Raw genomic sequence first — 17,792 nt, 5'->3', positions numbered from 1 at the left:
CAACAGCCGTTCCGATGCCAAGCGAAGCGCGAAGTGGCCCATATCCTCACTGCCGGTAGCGGCGAGCGCCAGCGAGCCGACACCGGACTCGCGAAAATTCTCCCGAGCCCGCCTGCGGCCTCCACCCGCTGGCACCGCGCCTGCTCACGCGCCGCGCATGTCCCGCCTTGCGTCTCTGTCGCCGCTCAGTCGCCTCCCTCGACTCGCTCACGCGCTGCTCTTCGCCGTGCTCGGCGCCCTCTCCTTCGCCGCCGACTCGCGCGCCGAGTTGCTCGCCCTCTGCGGCGCCTACCCGCCCGAACTCACCGCGCTGCGCGACGAATTCGGCGCCACCGAGGCCAACGGCTTCACCAAGGAAACCTTCAAAGGCGTCACCTTCTGGCGCGGTCGCGTCGGCCGGCACGACGTCGTGCTCTTCCGCACCGGCACCAGCGTCGTCAATGCCGCCTACCAGCTCCAACTCGCACTCGACCACCTGCCCATCACCGCCGTGCTCTTCGCCGGCGTCGCCGGAGGCACTGATCCGAAGCTCCGCGTCGGCGACATCGTCGTGCCTGAACGCTGGGCCTACCACGACGAATCCGCCTACCTCAACGACGACGGCCACGGCGGCTACGTGAAACCCGACTACCTCACGATCCGCCACGAACACTTCGGCATGATCCACCCCGACGACGTCGCCGCCGTGCGCGACGGCGCGGCCGACTACGAGACGATGCCCGTCTTCCCGATCGATCCCGCACTGCTCGACGCCACGCGCCGCGCCATCGCCAAGCTCCCCAAATTCCACCGCGCCGACCACGACGTCGCGATCCACGTCGGCGGCACCGGCGTCACCGGCTCCGTCTTCCTCGACAACCGCGCCTACCGCGAGTGGCTCCAGAAAGTCTGGTCCGCGCGTTGCACCGACATGGAATCCACGGCGCTCGCGCACGTCGCCTGGTGCAACCGCGTGCCCATCCTCATCGTGCGCGGCCTGAGCGATCTCGCCGGCGGCCAGCACGGCGCGAATCCGATCGACGCCAACGAACTCCCCGTCTCCCGTGTCGCCGCCAAGGTGCTGCGCCAAGTAGTCGACGAACTCTGAGTCTATTCTAAAACGCGCTTCGCCTCAGCGGTAGACAGCGACCTCGGTTGCACCCCAGAGAGCACGATCGCATGCCCGCACGCTGCTTGCGGTGTAAACCCGGCTCAGCCCCGCTCGCCGTCACTCCGCTCCATCCACCCACACGCCGACGTCGTGGACGCGGTGGAAGTCGGGCGACCACTCGGGGATCGGCGCGAGATTCCAGCGCCAAGTGCGGTCCGGCGCCCGCAGCCCAAAGCGGGTGTAGAGCGTCTCGGTCTTCAACACCGTCGCACCGTCGGGCGCGAGATCGAGCCGCGCGGCGTCGACCAGCAGCACGCGCACGGCGCCGCGCCGTTCCGCCAGCCAGTCGAGGTGGCGGCGCGCCGCGACTTTGGCGCAGCGATCGGGCAAGCCCTTGTCCTTCTCCGCGGCGGGCAACGCGTGCGCCGGCACGAGGCCGAGTTGCGAGAGGCAGTTGGCCGAGACGACAAAATCCGGTTCGCCGCCCGGCGGCGGGCCAGGATCGGAATCGGCGAAGAGCTTCGGCGCGTCGTGCGCGGAGATCACGTCGCGCACTTCGGCCAGACGCGCGAGCGCACCGGTCGCATCCCACTGCTCGCAGCGCACGCGGCCGGGAAAGCGTTTCGCGCAGTCCTTCGCCGTCGCGCTCACGACGATATCAGCGAGCGTCACTTGCGCGAAGCGCGCCGCGAGCTCGGCCACCGGCACGTCGAGGCAATCGCCGGCACCGATCACGAGCGCTCGCTCGCGGCGTGGGCAACGCTCGGTCGCCGCGAGGATGGCCTCGCGGCTGGCGCGCAGGTGCGGTGCCCAGGCGGCGCGCACGCGGTCGTGCCGGCTCGAAATGGCGAAATGCTCGCGCGTCAATCCGAGCCGCTGCGCCCAGCGCGGCGAGTCGGTGCGGAAGCGTTTCCAAAGAGCGGCAATCACGGGGCGGTAGCTTTTGTAGGGCGGGGTCTCCTGACCCCGCCGCAGAGGTTCATTCTTGCGCACACAAAGGCGGGGTCGGGAGACCCCGCCCTACATCACTTCAAATACTCCGCCAGCCAGGCGAAGACTTCCTTGTGCCAGAGCTCGCTGTTCTGCGGCTTGAGCACCCAGTGGCCCTCGTCGGGGAACATGATGAGCTTCGACGGCACGCCGCGGCGCTGGAGCGTCGTGAACAGTTCCATGCCTTGGTTGATCGGCACGCGGAAATCGCGCTCGTTGTGGATGATCAGGTTCGGCGTCTTGAAGTTGGCGGCAAACTTGTGCGGGGAGAACTTGTCGGCGTCGGACGTCTCCCACGGGATGCCGTGCTCCCACTCGTCGAACCACACTTCCTCGGTCGTGCCATACATGCTCGAGAGGTCGAACACGCCGCAGTGCGTGATGAGCGTGCGGAAGCGGTCGGTGTGGCCCTGGAACCAGTTCATCATGTAGCCGCCGTAGCTCGCGCCCGCGGCGGCGGCGCGCTTCGCGTCGATGAACGGCTGTTGTTCGAGCCAGTCCATGCACGCCATCAGGTCGGTGTAGACCTTGCCGCCCCAATCCTTGGAGATCTCGTCGGTGAACTTCTGGCCGAAGCCGGTCGAGCCGCGCGGATTCGGCATCGCGAGCACGTAACCCTGCGCAGCCCAGATTTGCGGATTCCAGCGGGTGCTCCATGCATCCATCCACGCGCCCTGCGGGCCGCCGTGCACCCAGAACACGAGCGGGTATTTCTTTGCGGGGTCGAAGCCCGGCGGCTTCAGCAGCCACATCTGCACGGGCGTGCCGCCCGCGCCGGCGACGGTGACGGATTCGAGCGCGTTCAACTGCACGCCGGCGAGCAAGGCGGCGTTGGTCTGCGAGAGGGCGCGCGGGGCGACGGCATCGGCGGCACCGACGAGGTTGAGCGCACCGACTTCGGGCGGGCGCGTCGCGCTGGCTTGCGTGAAGGCGAGCACGCCGCCGTCGGCCGTGATGCTCAAGCTGCCGAACACGCCGCCGCCGCTCGTGACGCGCGCGGGCGCAGCCGCGGAGCCGCTCGCGAGATCGACCGACCAAACCGGCTCGATGCCGGCGTCCTGCGCGGTGAAATAGAGTTTCTTGCCATCGGGCGCCCAGACGAACGCCTCGGCGGAACGGTCCCATTTCTGCGTGAGGCTGCGGGACTGGCCGGTGGCGAGATCGAGCACCTTCAGCTCCCAGCGCTCGGCCTCGAAGCCGCTGCGCTCCTGCGCGCGGTAGGCGAGCGTCTTGCCGTCGGGCGAGAAGCGCGGATACCCCTCCGCGCCCGGCGCAGTCGTGAGACGCTTGCGCTCGAGCGTGGCGAGATCGACGAGCCAGATGTCGTGATTCGTGCTCCACGCCTGCTCGCGCGTCGGCAGCGGCGGCGCGGTGAAAGCGAGCGACTTGCCGTCGGGTGAAAAGGCGAACTCGTCGCCCGCGCTGAACGTGTCGGAAGTCGGCACGCCGTCATTTTCGCCGGGGGTGACGTTGCGCGGTGCGCCGGTCGCGACGCCGTCCTTGACCGGCACGACGAACACGTGCTGGCGCTTGTCCTCGACCCACGAATCCCAGTGGCGATAGAGCAGCTGCGTGGCGATGTGGGCCTTGACCTTGCTGGCCTCGCGCGCGGCGAGTTTCTCCTTGTTCAACTTGTCCGCCTCGGCGAACGGCTTCTCCGAAAATTCCGGAAACACCTCCGAGACGAACGCGATCTGGTCACCCTGCGCCGACCACACGGGCGACGTCGCGCCGGTGGAGAGCGTCGTGATCTGCCGCGCCTCACCACCATCGGTGGGCAGCACGAACACCTGGTAGTCGTCGCCGACGCGATTCGACTCGAAGGCGATCCACTTGCCGTCGGGCGACCAGCGCGGGTGGCGTTCGTTCTTTGGCGTCGAGGTCAGCGCGTGCGGTTGGCCGCCGGTGGTGTCGGCGATCCAGAGATCGGACTGGGTGCGGTTTTCCGCGAAGAGGACGTCGGTGACGACGTAGACGACGTGCCGACCGTCGGGGGAGATCTGCGGGTCGGACACGCGCTTGAGTTTGAACATGTCGTCGAGCGACAGCGGACGCTGGTCGGTCGCGACGGCAGTCAGAGTGACCGCGAAGAACGAAACGCAAAGGGCGGCGCAGCGGCCGCGAAGGAGGCGGGGAAGCATAGGCGAGCCGCGAACGTAGCGAGGAGCGCGCACAAGGAAAGCGCGGGTTTTTCGGCCGCGAAATTCTCGCTTCGTGCGCCAACATTGCATAACGCGTGTTTTGCTCTCAGCTCTCAGCTCTCAGCTCTCAGCTCTCAGCTCTCAGCTCTCAGCTCTCACGCCCATGCCCGCCCTCCTCTACACTGTCCGCGCCACGTGCCAGGACCTCCAACAACGCGGCCGCTTCCTCTCGTGGCTCACACCGAACCACGTCGCCGAGGTCATGGCCGGCGGCGCTACCGCCGTGCGCATCGTGCTGCCCGACCGCGAGAGCGATACCGCGCCCGCGGTCGTGGAGACGCAATACGTGTTCCCCTCGCGCAAGGCCTTCGACGCCTACGTGCGCGACCATGCGCCGCGCCTGCGGGCGGACGGCTTGAAGCATTTCCCGCCGGAGAGCGGCGTCACCTACGCGCGACAGGTCGCGGAGATTGCGACCGAGCTGAGCGCGGAGTGAACAGACCGTCCAAAAGGATTTGTCACCTAATAGGTGACAAATCCTCGAAGACGTTCGACGGCGGCAGGCCTCAGAAGCGGTAGCTCGCCGTGACGCCGATCTGGCGCGGGTCGGCGCGGTCCTCGTAGCGGGTCTCGATGTAGTCGGGGTCCGCGTTGCCGAAGAAATACACGCGCTTGTCGTAGGTTTCGTTGAGGAGGTTCTTGGCCCAGAGCGTGAGCGTCCACTCGCGCCAGGCGTAGCCGAGGCTGGCGTTGACGATGCGGAAGGCGCGGCGCGCCTCGTTCTGGTTGTTCGAGTCGAACTGCTGCGCGCGGCCGACGAGCTCGGCGTTGGCGAAGAAGCCTGCGACGGCGCCGTAGCGCGTGCCGAGAGTGTAACCGTAGTGCGGCGTGTTCGCGAGGTCGCGGCCGCCGCCGGTGTTGCCATTGCGGAGCGTGAAGCGGTTCAGCTCGGAGCGCATGAGCGCGAGTGAGCCGCGCACCGTCCAGTCGCGCGCGAGCGCGTAGGCGCCGGCGGCCTCGAGGCCGGCGACGTGCGCGTCGTCGCCGTTGTCGGTGAAGAAACGGTAGTTGCCGCCGAAGCCGGCTGAGTCGCGCACCTGGGTGTTGCGGCGGGCGAGGTAGAAGGCGGTCAGCTCGCCGGTGGCGCGGTTGTCGAGCCAGTGGCCGCGGAGGCCGGCCTCCCAATTCCAGAGCGTCTCGGTGCCGTAGGTGAGCGGGTCGGTGCCGATGTCGATGCGGGCGTCGACGTTGATGCCGCCGGCCTTGTAGCCGCGGGTGAGCGAGGCGAAGGCGAGCGTGTGCGCGTCGAGGTCGTGCTCGAGCGTGACCTTGCCCCCGAGGAGGGTGTCGGAGAACGAGGGCAGCACGGTGACCGGCGCGCGCCAGTTGCCGGACCATTTCTCGTAGCGGGTCTTCAGGCCGCTGCCGTCCATCGTGATGTGCTCGCCGCGCAGGCCGACGACCAGGCGCGTGGCGGGCGAGAAGTCGTGCTGCACCTGGCCGAAGAGCGCGGTGTTCTTCGAGCGGTAGACGGTCTTCAGGCCGCGGAGGTCCCACGGATCCTCGTCGGTGTAACGCGAGCGCTCGTCGATGTCGGAGTAGAAGGCGCCGGCGGTCCAGCGGTCGATCCAGCTCAGCGCGTGGCCGGGCTCGGAGTCGAGGCGCAGCTCCTGGTTCACGACCCAGCGCGAGCGGTGGAGGTCGGAGAAGCCCATGTAGGAGGCGGCAGTCCAGTCGTCATCGTAGGCGTAGCGCGAGTGCGTGCGGGCGACGCTGGTGACGGTGCTGAGGCGCGCGCCGGCGAGGCCGCGGTAGGTGCCGCGGAGGCTGGCGGCGAGCGAGCGTTGTTCGTCGCGGCCGGGCTGGTCGCTGTAGGTCAGCTTGCCGTTGTTGTTCAGCGCGAACTCGTCGTAGCCGTTGTCGAAGTCGGCGTAGAGCAGCGCGACGTCCCACCGCCAGAGGTCGTTCGGGTTCCACGTGAGGCGGAGGCGCGCGGTGGACTCGTCGCGCGCGTTGGTGTCGGCGTTGAGCGTGACGTTGCGGCGGAAGCCGTCGGCGCGCGTCTGCTGCACGGCGAGGCGGGCCATGAGCTCCTCGGGCTTCGCCGCGAGGAGCGGGCCGCCGACGGCGAAGGCGCCGCTGCGGAGGTCGTCGCCGCCGACCGTGGCCTCGGCGGAGCCGGTCCAGAAAGGCGTCGGAGCGTTGGTGACGAGGCGGACGAGGCCGCCGGCGGCGTTGGCGCCGAACGCGCCGGCCTGCGGGCCGCGCAGCACCTCGACCTGCTGCACGTCGAAGGTGCTGGCGACGGTGCCGAGACCGGTGAAGTCGAAGTCGTCGACGAGGAAGCGCACGGCGGAGTCCGGCGTCTCGCCCTCGAATTGCGAGTTCTCGCCGATGCCGCGGATCTGCAAGTAGCGAGGGCGCGATGTGCCGCCGGTGTAGGTGAGGTTCGGGATCTGGTCCACGAGGTCGCCGAAGTGGCGCACGGCGCCGGCGCGCAACGCGTCGGCGTCGTAAACGGAGACGCTCGCCGGAATGCTCGCGAGCGGCGACTGCCAGAGGTCCGCGGTGACGCGGAGCGGCTCGAGTTTGACCGGCGGCGCATCGGCGGCGGGCGCACCCGCGGTCTGGGCCCGGGCGACGGCGAGCGCCGTCAGCGCGAGGGTGATGGAGGTGATTCGTGTCGGGTATTGCATCGGTTGATGCCCGGACCGAATCGGACTCCCGTTGAAGGGGCGCCGCTCCGGCGCCACTCGGCGCTTTCGCGTGCGCCTGCTGTTTCCTTCGTCGGCATGATCCGTTCAGGTTCCAAGGGTCGAGCGGCCGTTCGCACCGCAATCTCAGCCTTCCGCGGAAGACACCCCTACAGGCGAGGCGCAACGAAACGCCCCACCACCCTGCCGTCAATGACGCAGTTCGTCACCAGAGGACCCGCCTCTCGCCCGCAAGGGCTGCCCCGCACGCTGCGAACGATGTCAATCATGAGAGCGATGCGGCATGAATCGCTCGCCGGCAAGACGGACAGCGGCGGGTTTCCTCAATACTTCTCCGGCATGACGAGGAGAGGCAGGAAGCATTTCTAACCTCCGCTCCCGGAAGCTAGACTGGGCACGCCATGAAACGCACCGAGTCTCTCGCCGCTCACGCTCTCCTCGCCATCGCCCGTCAACGCAGCGGATTCGATGCCGAGCGATGCCGCTTGGTGCTGGAACATCTGGACACCAGCGCCGCGGTGCACACCGCGATTCATCAGGCTCTCGCACCGCATCGGCTCAGCGAACTGCAGTTTGCCGTGCTCGTCGTGTTGTTTTCGCTGGATCCCGATCCCATCGGCTCCGCCGACCTCGCCATGCACACGGCAGTCTCACGGTCCGCGATCACGGAAGCGCTGGATCATCTGGAGAAACGGACGTTCGTCACCCGCACACGAGACACGCACGACCGCCGCATGATCTACGTGCGGCTCGCCGCCGCCGGCCGCAAGGCCGTCGAGCCCGCCACCCTCGGCTTCCTCCAAGCGGTCCAGAGCATCACGCGCCTGATCGACACCAAGGTCCGGCAAGACCTGTTCACCGGCTGCGCTCTGCTGCAAGAGGGCGCGATCACCACTCAATCCTGAAACTTACCACCATGAATAAACGCGTCGTCCTCACCGCCGCCATCGCGCTCGCCATTTTCGCCGCGATCTTCGGCTACAAATTCTATTCCATTCGGCAAACGATGGCCGCGATGGCCGGCATGAAGCCGCCGCCCGTCACCGTCAGCGCCGCCACCGTCCGCGAGGAAACCTGGCCGAATACGATCCAGGCCGTCGCCGCGCTCAAGAGCTACCGCGGCATCGTCGTGAAAACGGAACTCGAAGGCGCCGTCCGCGAAATCGCCGCCACCTCCGGCCGCACCGTCGCCGCCGGCGCACCGCTCGTGCGTCTCGACACCTCCGTCGAGGATGCCCAACTCGCCGGCCTGGAAGCCCAGGCGCATCTCGCCGAGATCAACCTCGGCCGCGCCCGCGAGCTCCGCGCCAACGGCACCAACACGCCCAACGACCTAGACACCGCCGAGACCACGCTCCAACAGGCACGCTCGTCTGTCGCGCAGCTGAAGGCGACGATCGCCAAGAAGAACATCGTCGCGCCGTTCGCCGGCCGGCTCGGCATCGTGCAGGTCTATCCCGGCCAGTTCCTCAGCAAGGGCGACGCCATCGTCGTGCTCGAAAGCACCGACCCAATCTACGTCGACTTCTCGCTGCCGCAGCAGGACATCGCGCGCGTCGCCGCCGGCCAGACCGTGCGCCTGAGCGTCGACGCGTTCCCCGAGCGCACGTTCGAAGGCAAAATCGTCGCGCTCAGCCCGCGCCTCGACGACGCGACACGCAGCATTGATCTTCGTGCTGAATTGCCCAACACCGACGAGGCGCTGCGCGCCGGCATGTTCGCCCGCGTCGAAGTCCTGCTTCCTGCCAGCGAGCACTCCGAAGTCATCCCGTCCGCGGCGATCGTGCACAATCCCTACGGCGAAACCGTCTACGTGATCGCCGAGGGCGCGGTGCAACAGCGCTTCATCAAAACCGGCTCCAGTCGCGGCGACCTCACCCAAGTGCTGAGCGGCCTCAAGGTCGGCGACCAGGTCGTCACCTCCGGCCAGATCAAACTCCGCAACGGCGCTGCCGTGAAAATCGACAACTCCACCGCCCCACAGGCCAATCCTGCGCCGAAACCCGTCGAAAGCTAACCGGACGCCACCATGCGCTTCACCGACCTCTTCATCCGCCGTCCGATTCTCGCGACGGTGGTCAACCTCTTCCTACTGCTCGGCGGTTGGCTCGCCTTCAAGGCGATGGTCGTGCGGCAATACCCGCAGACCAACAACGCCGTCGTGAAGGTCACCACGTCGTATCCCGGCGCCAGCGCCGACCTCATCCGCGGCTACATCACCACGCCGCTCGAGCGCGAGATCGCCTCGGCCGACGGCCTCGACTACGTCGAATCCGTCAGCGGTCCCAACGTCTCCGTCATCACCGCCAAGCTGCGTCTCAACTACGACCCGAACGCCGCGCTCACGCAAATCACCTCCAAGGTGAACCGCGTGCGCAGCGAGCTGCCCGCCGCCGCCGAAGATCCGATCTTCGACGTCGCCGTCGGCGAGACCACCGCGTCGATGTATCTGAGCTTCTCCAGCGAGACGCTCGCCGCCAACCAAATCACCGACTACCTCGTCCGCGTCGTGCAGCCCAAGCTCTCGACGGTCGAGGGCGTGCAGAAGGTCGACATCCTCGGCGGCCGCACCTTCGCCATGCGCATCTGGCTCAAGGACGACCGCATGGCCGCGCTCGGCCTCAGTGCCGCCACCGTCCGCGCCAAGCTCGCCTCGCAGAACTACCTTTCCGCCGTCGGCCAGACCAAGGGCGCGATGATTTCCGTCAACCTCACGGCCAAAACCGACCTGCACACCGCGGAGGAATTCCGCCAGATCGTCATTGCCGAGAAGGACGGCCGCATCGTCCGCCTCGGCGACATCGCCGACGTCGTGCTCGGCGCCGAGGACTACAGCTCCAACCTCACCTTCAACGGCCTGACCGCGACCGGCATGAGCATCAGCGTGCTGCCGACCGCCAACTCCATCGACGTCATCAAGCGCGTGCGCGCCGTCTGGCCCGACCTCGTCAGCCAGTTCCCCACCGGCCTCCAAGCCAACATCCTCTACGACGCCACGGAGTTCATCAACTCATCCATCTCCGAAGTCATCCACACGCTCGTCGAAGCGATGATCATCGTCATCATCGTGATCTACCTCTTCCTCGGTTCGTTCCGCTCCGTCGTCATCCCGATCGTCGCGATCCCGCTCTCGCTCGTCGGCTGCGGCATCCTAATGCTCGCGATGGGCTTCTCGATCAACCTGCTGACCCTGCTCGCCATGGTGCTGGCGATCGGCCTCGTCGTCGACGACGCGATCGTGGTCGTGGAAAACATCCACCGCCACATCGAGGAAGGCCTCACGCCCTTCGACGCCGCGATCAAGGGTGCGCACGAACTCGTCGGCCCCGTCATCGCCATGACGATCACGCTCGCCGCCGTCTATGCGCCGATCGGCCTGCAATCCGGCGTCACCGGCGCGCTTTTCCGCGAGTTCGCCTTCACGCTCGCCGGCTCCGTGCTCGTGTCGGGTTTCGTGGCGCTGACGCTGTCGCCCATGCTCAGCGCCAAGCTGCTGCGGCATAACCCGAACCCGAAAGGCATCGAGCACTTCCTCGACGTCACGTTCACGAAACTCCGCACGCGCTACGAAAACTTCCTCGATCACGTGCTCAACACCCGCGTCGCCGTCGTGTTGGTTGCCGTGCTCATCTTCGCGAGCCTCGTGCCGTTCTTCCTGATGACCAAGAAGGAGCTGGCACCCGCCGAGGACCGCGGCTTCGTGCTCGGCATCATCGGCGGCGCGCCGAACGCCACGCTCGAGCAAACGCAGCTCTACACCGGAAAACTGAATCCGATGGTCACCGACGCGCTGACCGAAGCCCGCGTGCGGTTCATGATTCTCGGCTTCGATCCGACGACCGGCCTCGCCAATCCGTCCGGCGGCATGATGGGTCTCGTGCTCAAGCCCTGGGAGCAGCGCACCCGCAGCGCCGCACAAGTCGCCGCCGCCACCACAGCGCTCGCCGGCAACGTCTCCGGCCTGAAGCTCGCCGCGGTGCTCCCGCCATCACTGCCCGGCGCCGGCAGCGGCCTGCCCGTGCAGTTCGTCATCAGCTCGACCGCCGATCACGCGCAAATCCTCGAGGTCGCCAACGAGCTCATGCAGCGCGCCCTGGCCAGCGGTAAATTCGTCTATGCGGACAACAGCCTCAAATACGACATGCCGCAGGCCGACCTCGTCATCGACAAGGACAAGGCCGCCGTGCTCGGCATCGACATGTCGCAGCTCAGCGCCGACCTCGGCTCGATGCTTGGCGGCGGCTACGTGAACCGCTTCTCGATCCAAGGCCGCGCCTACAAGGTCACGCCGCAAGTCACGCGCGTCTCGCGCCTCACGCCCGAACAGCTCGGCAATTACTACATCTCGACCGGCAAGGGCAAACTGGTGCCGCTCTCCAGCATCGCAAAAATCGAGCAAACCACGCAGCCGCGCGCGCTGGAACGTTTCCAGCAGCTCAACTCCGCCACGCTCGGCCTCGTGCCGCGCCCCGGCGTCTCGCTCGGCGAAGCGCTCGACTGGCTGAACGCCGAAGCGAAGCAGGTTTTCCCCGCCGGTTTCACCGCCGACTACAAGGGCGAACTCCGCCAATACGTCCAGGAAGGCAGCTCGCTCATGACCGCGTTCGCGCTCGCGATCGTCGTCATCTTCCTCGTGCTCGCCGCCCAATACGAAAGCTGGCGCGACCCGTTCATCATCATGATGGCCGTGCCGCTCTCGCTCGCCGGTGCGATGGTGTTCCTCTTCCTCGGTGCCGCGACGATGAACATCTACACGCAGGTCGGCCTCATCACGCTCGTCGGCCTCATCACCAAGCACGGCATTCTCATGGTGGAGTTCGCGAACACCCTGCAGGAACAAGGCCACAGCGTCCGTGAGGCGATCGAACACGCCGCCGGCACGCGTCTGCGCCCGATCCTCATGACCACCGCCGCCATGGTGCTCGGCGTGCTCCCGCTCGTCGTCGCCAAGGGCGCCGGCGCCGAGGCGCGCTTCAGCATGGGCCTCGTCATCGCGACCGGCATGTCGATCGGCACGCTCTTCACGCTCTTCGTGGTGCCGGTGTTCTACACGCTCATCGCGAAAGACCGCCAGGCCGAGGCCAAAGCCCAAGCGGCACTGCCCGCCGCCGCTCCGCACGCCGCGCATTAATCCACGTCCAACTTTGGCGGGACGAGCCGCAGGGGCCGATCCACATCCCTGCGCGCAACGCTCGTCCCGCCACTTCCCTCCCATGAAAACTTTCCGTCTCTCTCTTCTCCTGCCGCTGCTCGGCGTCGCCGCTTCCGCCGCAACCGATCTCCCGCCACTGCCGCGTCCGCTCACCCTCGAAATCTCGCTCGACTACGCGCTCGCGCACAGCCCCACGCTCCTCCGCACCCGCGAACAAATCCGCGAGCAGGAAGGCGTGCTCGTCACCGCCAGCGCCGCCCGCTTGCCGAGCGTCACCGCAGCCAGCAGCGCCGCGCGCTACGACGAACACCGCCTCGAATCGCCGCTCGCCGACGACCGCGCGTGGAGCGTGAGCGTCACCGCCTCGCAGGTCATCTACGCCGGCGGCAGCCTGCAGGCGCAGCAACGCGCGCAGCGCGCCCAGCTCGACGCCGCGCGCCTCGCGTTCAACGCCGCCGTGAGCGACACGCTGCTCGGCGTCCGCCAGCAATTCTACGACGTGCTGCTCGCCCGCGAGGTCATCGCCGTGCGCGAAGAGGCGTTGAAGGTGCTGGAAAACGAGCTCGCTTACGCGCGCAGCCGCCGCGATGCCGGCACCGGTTCCGACTTCGACCTGTTGCGCGCCGAGGTTGCCGTCGCCAACGCGCGCCCGGGCCTCATTCGCGCGCGCAACAGCTACAAGATCGCGCAGGAAAAACTCCGCACGACGCTCGGCGCCACCTCGACGCCCGCCGGCGACCTCGCTGTGCAGGGCACGCTCGTCGTCCCGGCGCGCGACGTCGCCCTCGCCGACGCCGTCTCCGCCGCACGCGCGCACCGGCCGGAGCTGCAACAGCAGGAACGCCTCGTGCAAGCGGCCGATCAAGCGGTCACCGGCGCCCGCAGCGGCTATCAGCCGACGGTGAGCGCCGTCGGCGGCTACGCGTGGTCGTCGCCCTCGCTCACCACGACCGCCGGCAATCTGCACGGCTGGTCCGCGGGCTTGCAGGCGAGTTGGAACATCTTCGATTCAAAAGCCACCGCCGGCAAAGTCACCCAAGCCCGCGCCCGCGCGCAGCAATCGCGTTTCGCCCTCGAGGAGCGACAGCTCGCCGTCGAACTCGAAGTCCGCACCGCGCACGCCAGCCTGGTCGAAGCATCGGAGGTGCTTCAGGCCTCCGAGCAAGTCGTCACGCAGGCGCGCGAAAGCCTCCGTCTCGCCCAGACGCGCTACCAAGCCGGTCTCTCCACACAGCTCGATGTGCTCTCGGCCCAGTCGTCGCTGACGGAGGCCCGCTCGAATCTCGCGCAAGCGCAGCACGACTACGCCGTCGCGCTCGCCAGCCTGCAACGCGCCACCGGCGCGCCCGGCGTGTGAGCACTCCGGGAGCTTCCTCCGCACTCAGTCCACGCATTCCCCGTCGCACCCATGAAATCCACGCTCTGGCTCTGCACGCTCGTCCTCGCGCTCACCTTGCGCGCGCAGGACGACGCGGAAACTCCCTCGCTCACGCTCTCGGCACCGAGCGCCACGCTGCCCGGAACCGGCGGCTGGCAGATCCAGCTCGTCGCGCTCAACCCCGGCACATGCACGATCTATTACCGTCCCCCCGCGGCGCTGGAGGGCCGCGCACGCGCGACCGGCGCAGACCTGCCAGTCGTGTTCCGCACCGGCGACGAAGCGACCCTCGTGATCGCGCCCGGCACGTTCGCCACGCGGCTCTACACCGCGGAACAACCGCCGGTGGTCTCCGGTGACATCGTGCTCGAGTTCGCCGCCGGACTACCCGCGCCGCTCCGCACGGCTCTCAAAGTCGACGCCAGCGCCACGCCCCGCGCCGACGTCGGCGATCCCGCCCAATCGCTGCGCCACCTCACGAACCTCACACCAGCCGTCAGCGCACTCGAGCGGACGTTCGCCGGGCGCCTCGGCCTCCACGAGTCGATCTATTTCATCTACGGCCCGGACGCGCCGGCCGCGAAGTTCCAAATCAGTTTCAAATACAAGCTGATGGATCTGAACCAACCGGCACCCGGCGGCTTCACGCACACGCTGCAAGCGGGCTACACGCAGCGCTCGCTGTGGGACATCAACGCGAGCTCCAGTCCGTTCTACGACACGAGTTACATGCCCGAGCTCATGCTCGAAAGCCTCGCGCCGATGCCGACCGGGCGCGACGGCTGGCTCACGCGCCTCGGCTCGCAGCTGGCGATCAAACACGAATCCAACGGCCGCGACGGCCCGGACTCGCGCAGTCTCAACACGATCAATCTGCGCGCCGCGGCGATGATCGGCCCGATCGACGACTGGCACCTGCTCGTCATCCCCGAGGTGTTCACCTACGTCACCTCGCTGAGCGACAACCGCGACCTCAAGGACTACCGCGGCTACGGCCAGCTGCGCCTCGGCCTCTCGCGCGACGCCCGCCGGCCTTCAGTGCTCTATGCCGTGCGCGCCGGGAAGGATTTCAACCACTGGACGCACCAAGTCGACCTGACGCTGCCGTTCCGCACCAAGTGGCTGAACATCGAGACCGCGTTCCTCGTGCAGTATTTCAGCGGCTACGGTGAAAGCCTGCGCTCCTACACGGAGCGCTCGGAGACCGTCCGCGCCGGCTTCTCGCTCGTGCGCTGAGGCGAGGCGCGCCTTGCCACGACGCAACCGCTGCGTTACCCGTCGCCCATGGAGCTGCGTCACCTGCGCTATTTCAAAGCGGTCGCCGAGCTGCTGAATTTCAGCCGCGCCGCCGAGCAGCTCCGCGTGGCCCAGCCGGCGCTCAGCCGCCAGATCCGCGCGCTCGAGGACGAGCTCGGCACGACGCTGCTCGATCGCAATCACATGCGCGTGCGCCTCACCGACACCGGCCGCACCTATTACGCGCACACCTGCAAGATCCTCGCCCAGGTCGACATGGCCGCCGCGTCCGTGCGCGAAGTCACCGACGGCAGCGCCGGCGAACTGATCGTGTGCAACGACTGGCACCTCGGCGGGCGCATCGTGCCCGCGGCGTTGAACGAGTTCCGCCAGCTCCACCCGCGCATCGACGTCGTGCTGCACGACCGCCGCGTCCACGACCAGCTCGCCTTGATCGTGAACCGCCGCGTGCACCTCGGTTTCATGGTGCGCGAACTCCTCGGCAACCGCCGCGAACTCGAGTGCCTCGATATTCTCAGCTCGCAGCTCATGGTGGTCATGCCCAGCGGACACGCCTTCGCCGCGCTCCCCTCGGTGCGACTGGCCGAGCTGGCGGAGGAAACTTGGATCACGGTCGATCCCAAGGAATCGGCGCAATACCGCAGCTATTTCAACCGGCTGTGCCGCTGGAGCGGATTCACGCCGATCATCGGGCCGACCGGCACCACGCTGGAAGGCATCGCCGGACGTGTCGCCAGTGGCTACGGCATCGCGATCATGCCGGAGCACATGGTCGAAGCGATGGGCCCGGGCCTGTGCGCCGTCGCGACCGATTGCCCGCCGGTCGAACTCTGCGCCGTCTGGCACCGCGACGAGAAATCCAAGCTGCTCGAGCAGTTCATCGCCGTGTTGCGCCGCCACGCCGTCCGCGACCTTGAGAAACCGGTCTCGCCGCGCCGCAAGCGATAGCGCCCCGGTATGGCGGCATGCCCTGCAGAGGCATTTCCCTGCAGGAGCGCGGTCGGATATGCTGATCGCGCACTCATGCTCGCCGTGTTCATCCTCGCTCTGCTTACGTTGCTCGTCGTTTTCGACAGCGGCGGCGATTCGTCGACGTGAGACGGAGCAACCGGACCGATGCATGGGGCTGGGCATCAGTATTCCAACCGGCGCCATCGCCGCGTCCGTGTGAAATCGCTCGCCGGCGCGCTGACCTACCGTGCTTGGCCGCGAGCGGGCGCCGGCAAATGTAACCTAATAGGTTACATTTGCCGAAACCGCCAGAGCGAAGACCGGGGGCGACGAGGGGCGCGAGTTCAGTAGCCGGCCGCGGCATTCGTGCGGCGCGGGTCGGCGTAGCCGGCGTAGCTGCCGTCGGCGTGGCGTTCGATGACGTTGATGCCGCCGAAGCGGCGGCCGGTGCCGGGAGCTTCGCTGAGATCGACTTTCCAGCCGAGCGCGCGGAGCGCGGCCACCTCGGACTCGGGGAGCGAGCGTTCGGCTTCGACGGTGTCGTCGTCGCCGCGGCGCCAGTTGTTGTCCCAATGAATGCGTGTGTCGCCGATGGCGTCGGCAAACGGGCGGTTCAGCACGATCCGATCGATCAGTGCCTGCAACATCGCCGTCGGGATGCGGGCGGCGCCCGGGATGCCCATCGCGAAAACCGGTTTGCCGTCGTGAACCGCGATGAGCGGCGAGATCGTGCTGCGCGCGCGCCGGCCGGGCGCGAGGTAGTTCAGGCTGCGCGGCTCGCTGAAGGAGAAGTTGCTCATCGAATCGTTCATCACGACGCCCGTGCCGGGCGGAACGACGCCGGCACCGAAATGCAGGCTCTGCGATTGCGTGGCGCAGACGAAATTGCCCTCGGCGTCCGCGACGGCGAAGTGCGTGGTGGCCGCGGCGATGTCGGACGAGAAACCGCCGTCATCGAGCCACGCCGCGGTTTTCGCGGGCGCGAGGTGCGCAGCGTGGACTTGCGCGCGGAGCCGGGCGATGGAATCGGGGGCGACGAGTTTTTCGAAATTGAACCACGACTGCGGCGCGTCGGCGATGTCGCGATAAACGAGCGGCGAGATGACGCGCCAGGTGCGGCCGAGGAGGTCGAGGTTGTCGGCGCGGCGCAGCGGGCCGCCGCCGAAATTCTCCTCCTCGAGCACCTTCATGATCGTGAGAAACAGCGCCGGGCCACTCGCGGGCGGCGGCGCGGCGAGCAGACGATAGCCGTGGAAATCCAGCACGAGCGGCTCACTGATGCGCGCCTCGTAGTGCGCAAGGTCGTCGAGCGTGATCGCGCCCCCGCCCCGCTGCGAGGCGGCGACGAGCGCGGCGGCAACCGGGCCCTGGTAGAAGCCGTCGCGACCGTGCGCGGCGACGAGTTCGAGCGTGTGCGCGAGGTCGGCGTTGGCGAGGCGCGTGCCGACGACGGGCAGTTCGCGGTTCGGCAAATAGAGGCGCGCGATCTCGGCGTCGCCGCGCCGGAGCTTTTTTTCCTGTTCGGCGAAGAAGTCGCGCGTCTTGGGCAGCACAAGGAAGCCGCGGCGCGCGAGCGCGATCGACGGCGCGACGTCGTCGGCCCATTTGAGGCGGCCCCATTTCTCGTGCGCGAGCGCGAGGCCCGCCGCGAGGCCGGGCACGGCGACGGAGCCGTAACCGTAGTTGCGGACTTCGTCCGGGCGCTTCACGTAGGCGGCGACATCGACCGAGGGCGCGGCATCCATCGCGTCGATGGCGAACGTGCGGCCGGATTTCGCGTCGTGGTAGAGCAGCATCAGTTTGCCGCCGAGGCCGGAGCCGTAGGGCTCGGCGACGCCGAGGGCGAGCGAGACGGCGACGGCGGCATCGATGGCGTTGCCGCCGGCTTTCAGGATCTCGACGCCGGCCTGCGCCGCCTCGGGATGACCCGCGACGACCATGCCGTGCGGCGCGGTGACCGGTTCGACGCGGACCGGGACGGCGGCCGTCGCAGCGAGCGCGACGACGGAGGACAGAAGGCAGAGGACGGAGAACCGAGGGCGGAGGACGAGGAACGCGCGAGACATGAGAGATGAAGGCGAGGCGTGTGGCGTGATTCGCGGCGGGCCCGGCAATCGCG

The 17,792-nt window shown here is 67.9% G+C and carries 12 protein-coding genes and 1 riboswitch; of the genes, 8 read left to right on the top strand and 4 right to left on the bottom strand.

Annotated features, from left to right (window positions below):
- The first annotated feature begins 157 nt into the window (after positions 1-157).
- The gene (locus KF715_14415) at positions 158-1,087 is read left to right on the top strand and encodes a 5'-methylthioadenosine/S-adenosylhomocysteine nucleosidase (protein MBX3737886.1); all 930 of its coding nucleotides are present in this window, start codon (positions 158-160) and stop codon (positions 1,085-1,087) included.
- Between the two features lie 120 nt (positions 1,088-1,207).
- Here KF715_14415 and KF715_14410 read toward each other — a convergent pair whose 3' ends face one another.
- Entirely contained in the window at positions 1,208-2,020 is an 813-nt protein-coding gene (locus KF715_14410) for a hypothetical protein (GenBank protein MBX3737885.1), read from the bottom strand.
- A 95-nt stretch (positions 2,021-2,115) separates the two neighbouring features.
- The gene (locus KF715_14405; GenBank protein MBX3737884.1) at positions 2,116-4,221 is read right to left on the bottom strand and encodes a S9 family peptidase; all 2,106 of its coding nucleotides are present in this window, start codon (positions 4,219-4,221) and stop codon (positions 2,116-2,118) included.
- Between the two features lie 163 nt (positions 4,222-4,384).
- Here KF715_14405 and KF715_14400 point away from each other — a divergent pair, with 163 nt between their 5' ends.
- Positions 4,385-4,717, top strand: a complete 333-nt coding sequence (locus KF715_14400; GenBank protein ID MBX3737883.1) for a DUF4286 family protein — start codon at positions 4,385-4,387, stop codon at positions 4,715-4,717.
- A gap of 70 nt (positions 4,718-4,787) precedes the next feature.
- On the opposite strand, the gene KF715_14395 is transcribed toward KF715_14400, so the two are convergent.
- The gene (locus tag KF715_14395; GenBank protein ID MBX3737882.1) at positions 4,788-6,917 is read right to left on the bottom strand and encodes a TonB-dependent receptor; all 2,130 of its coding nucleotides are present in this window, start codon (positions 6,915-6,917) and stop codon (positions 4,788-4,790) included.
- Between the two features lie 66 nt (positions 6,918-6,983).
- Positions 6,984-7,096, bottom strand: a riboswitch (TPP riboswitch).
- Positions 7,097-7,336: 240 nt separating this feature from the next.
- Here KF715_14395 and KF715_14390 point away from each other — a divergent pair.
- The 6 genes from KF715_14390 to KF715_14365 all read left to right on the top strand — a co-directional run bounded on the left by KF715_14390 (position 7,337) and on the right by KF715_14365 (position 15,670).
- Positions 7,337-7,840, top strand: a complete 504-nt coding sequence (locus tag KF715_14390) for a MarR family transcriptional regulator (GenBank protein MBX3737881.1) — start codon at positions 7,337-7,339, stop codon at positions 7,838-7,840.
- A gap of 11 nt (positions 7,841-7,851) precedes the next feature.
- Positions 7,852-8,952 (top strand): efflux RND transporter periplasmic adaptor subunit, encoded by a 1,101-nt coding sequence (locus KF715_14385; GenBank protein ID MBX3737880.1) that lies wholly within the window; start codon positions 7,852-7,854, stop codon positions 8,950-8,952.
- A gap of 12 nt (positions 8,953-8,964) precedes the next feature.
- Positions 8,965-12,066, top strand: coding sequence for an efflux RND transporter permease subunit (locus KF715_14380; protein ID MBX3737879.1), 3,102 nt, complete (start codon positions 8,965-8,967; stop codon positions 12,064-12,066).
- An 82-nt stretch (positions 12,067-12,148) separates the two neighbouring features.
- Complete coding sequence (locus KF715_14375; protein ID MBX3737878.1) at positions 12,149-13,444, top strand: TolC family protein; 1,296 nt, start codon at positions 12,149-12,151, stop codon at positions 13,442-13,444.
- A 51-nt stretch (positions 13,445-13,495) separates the two neighbouring features.
- A complete protein-coding gene (locus tag KF715_14370) occupies positions 13,496-14,701 on the top strand; it encodes a phospholipase A (GenBank protein ID MBX3737877.1) in 1,206 nt (401 codons plus the stop codon).
- A gap of 48 nt (positions 14,702-14,749) precedes the next feature.
- Complete coding sequence (locus KF715_14365) at positions 14,750-15,670, top strand: LysR family transcriptional regulator (GenBank protein ID MBX3737876.1); 921 nt, start codon at positions 14,750-14,752, stop codon at positions 15,668-15,670.
- Between the two features lie 347 nt (positions 15,671-16,017).
- Here KF715_14365 and KF715_14360 read toward each other — a convergent pair whose 3' ends face one another.
- On the bottom strand, positions 16,018-17,739 hold the full coding sequence (locus KF715_14360; GenBank protein MBX3737875.1) for a gamma-glutamyltransferase family protein: 1,722 nt from the start codon (positions 17,737-17,739) through the stop codon (positions 16,018-16,020).
- Positions 17,740-17,792: the final 53 nt, after the last annotated feature.

Origin of the sequence: Candidatus Didemnitutus sp. (assembly GCA_019634575.1) — a bacterium.
Lineage (GTDB): Bacteria > Verrucomicrobiota > Verrucomicrobiia > Opitutales > Opitutaceae > Didemnitutus.
This window is presented reverse-complemented; position numbering and strand designations above follow the sequence as displayed.

Bases quoted from the DNA above. Each gene is read 5' to 3' on its own strand.
- KF715_14385 (MBX3737880.1), top strand. From the start codon at position 7,852: ATGAATAAACGCGTCGTCCTCACCGCCGCCATCGCGCTCGCCATTTTC.
- KF715_14370 (MBX3737877.1), top strand. From the start codon at position 13,496: ATGAAATCCACGCTCTGGCTCTGCACGCTCGTCCTCGCGCTCACCTTG.
- KF715_14365 (MBX3737876.1), top strand. From the start codon at position 14,750: ATGGAGCTGCGTCACCTGCGCTATTTCAAAGCGGTCGCCGAGCTGCTG.
- KF715_14380 (MBX3737879.1), top strand. From the start codon at position 8,965: ATGCGCTTCACCGACCTCTTCATCCGCCGTCCGATTCTCGCGACGGTG.
- KF715_14360 (MBX3737875.1), bottom strand. From the start codon at position 17,739: ATGTCTCGCGCGTTCCTCGTCCTCCGCCCTCGGTTCTCCGTCCTCTGC.
- KF715_14415 (MBX3737886.1), top strand. From the start codon at position 158: ATGTCCCGCCTTGCGTCTCTGTCGCCGCTCAGTCGCCTCCCTCGACTC.
- KF715_14400 (MBX3737883.1), top strand. From the start codon at position 4,385: ATGCCCGCCCTCCTCTACACTGTCCGCGCCACGTGCCAGGACCTCCAA.
- KF715_14375 (MBX3737878.1), top strand. From the start codon at position 12,149: ATGAAAACTTTCCGTCTCTCTCTTCTCCTGCCGCTGCTCGGCGTCGCC.
- KF715_14395 (MBX3737882.1), bottom strand. From the start codon at position 6,917: ATGCAATACCCGACACGAATCACCTCCATCACCCTCGCGCTGACGGCG.
- KF715_14390 (MBX3737881.1), top strand. From the start codon at position 7,337: ATGAAACGCACCGAGTCTCTCGCCGCTCACGCTCTCCTCGCCATCGCC.
- KF715_14405 (MBX3737884.1), bottom strand. From the start codon at position 4,221: ATGCTTCCCCGCCTCCTTCGCGGCCGCTGCGCCGCCCTTTGCGTTTCG.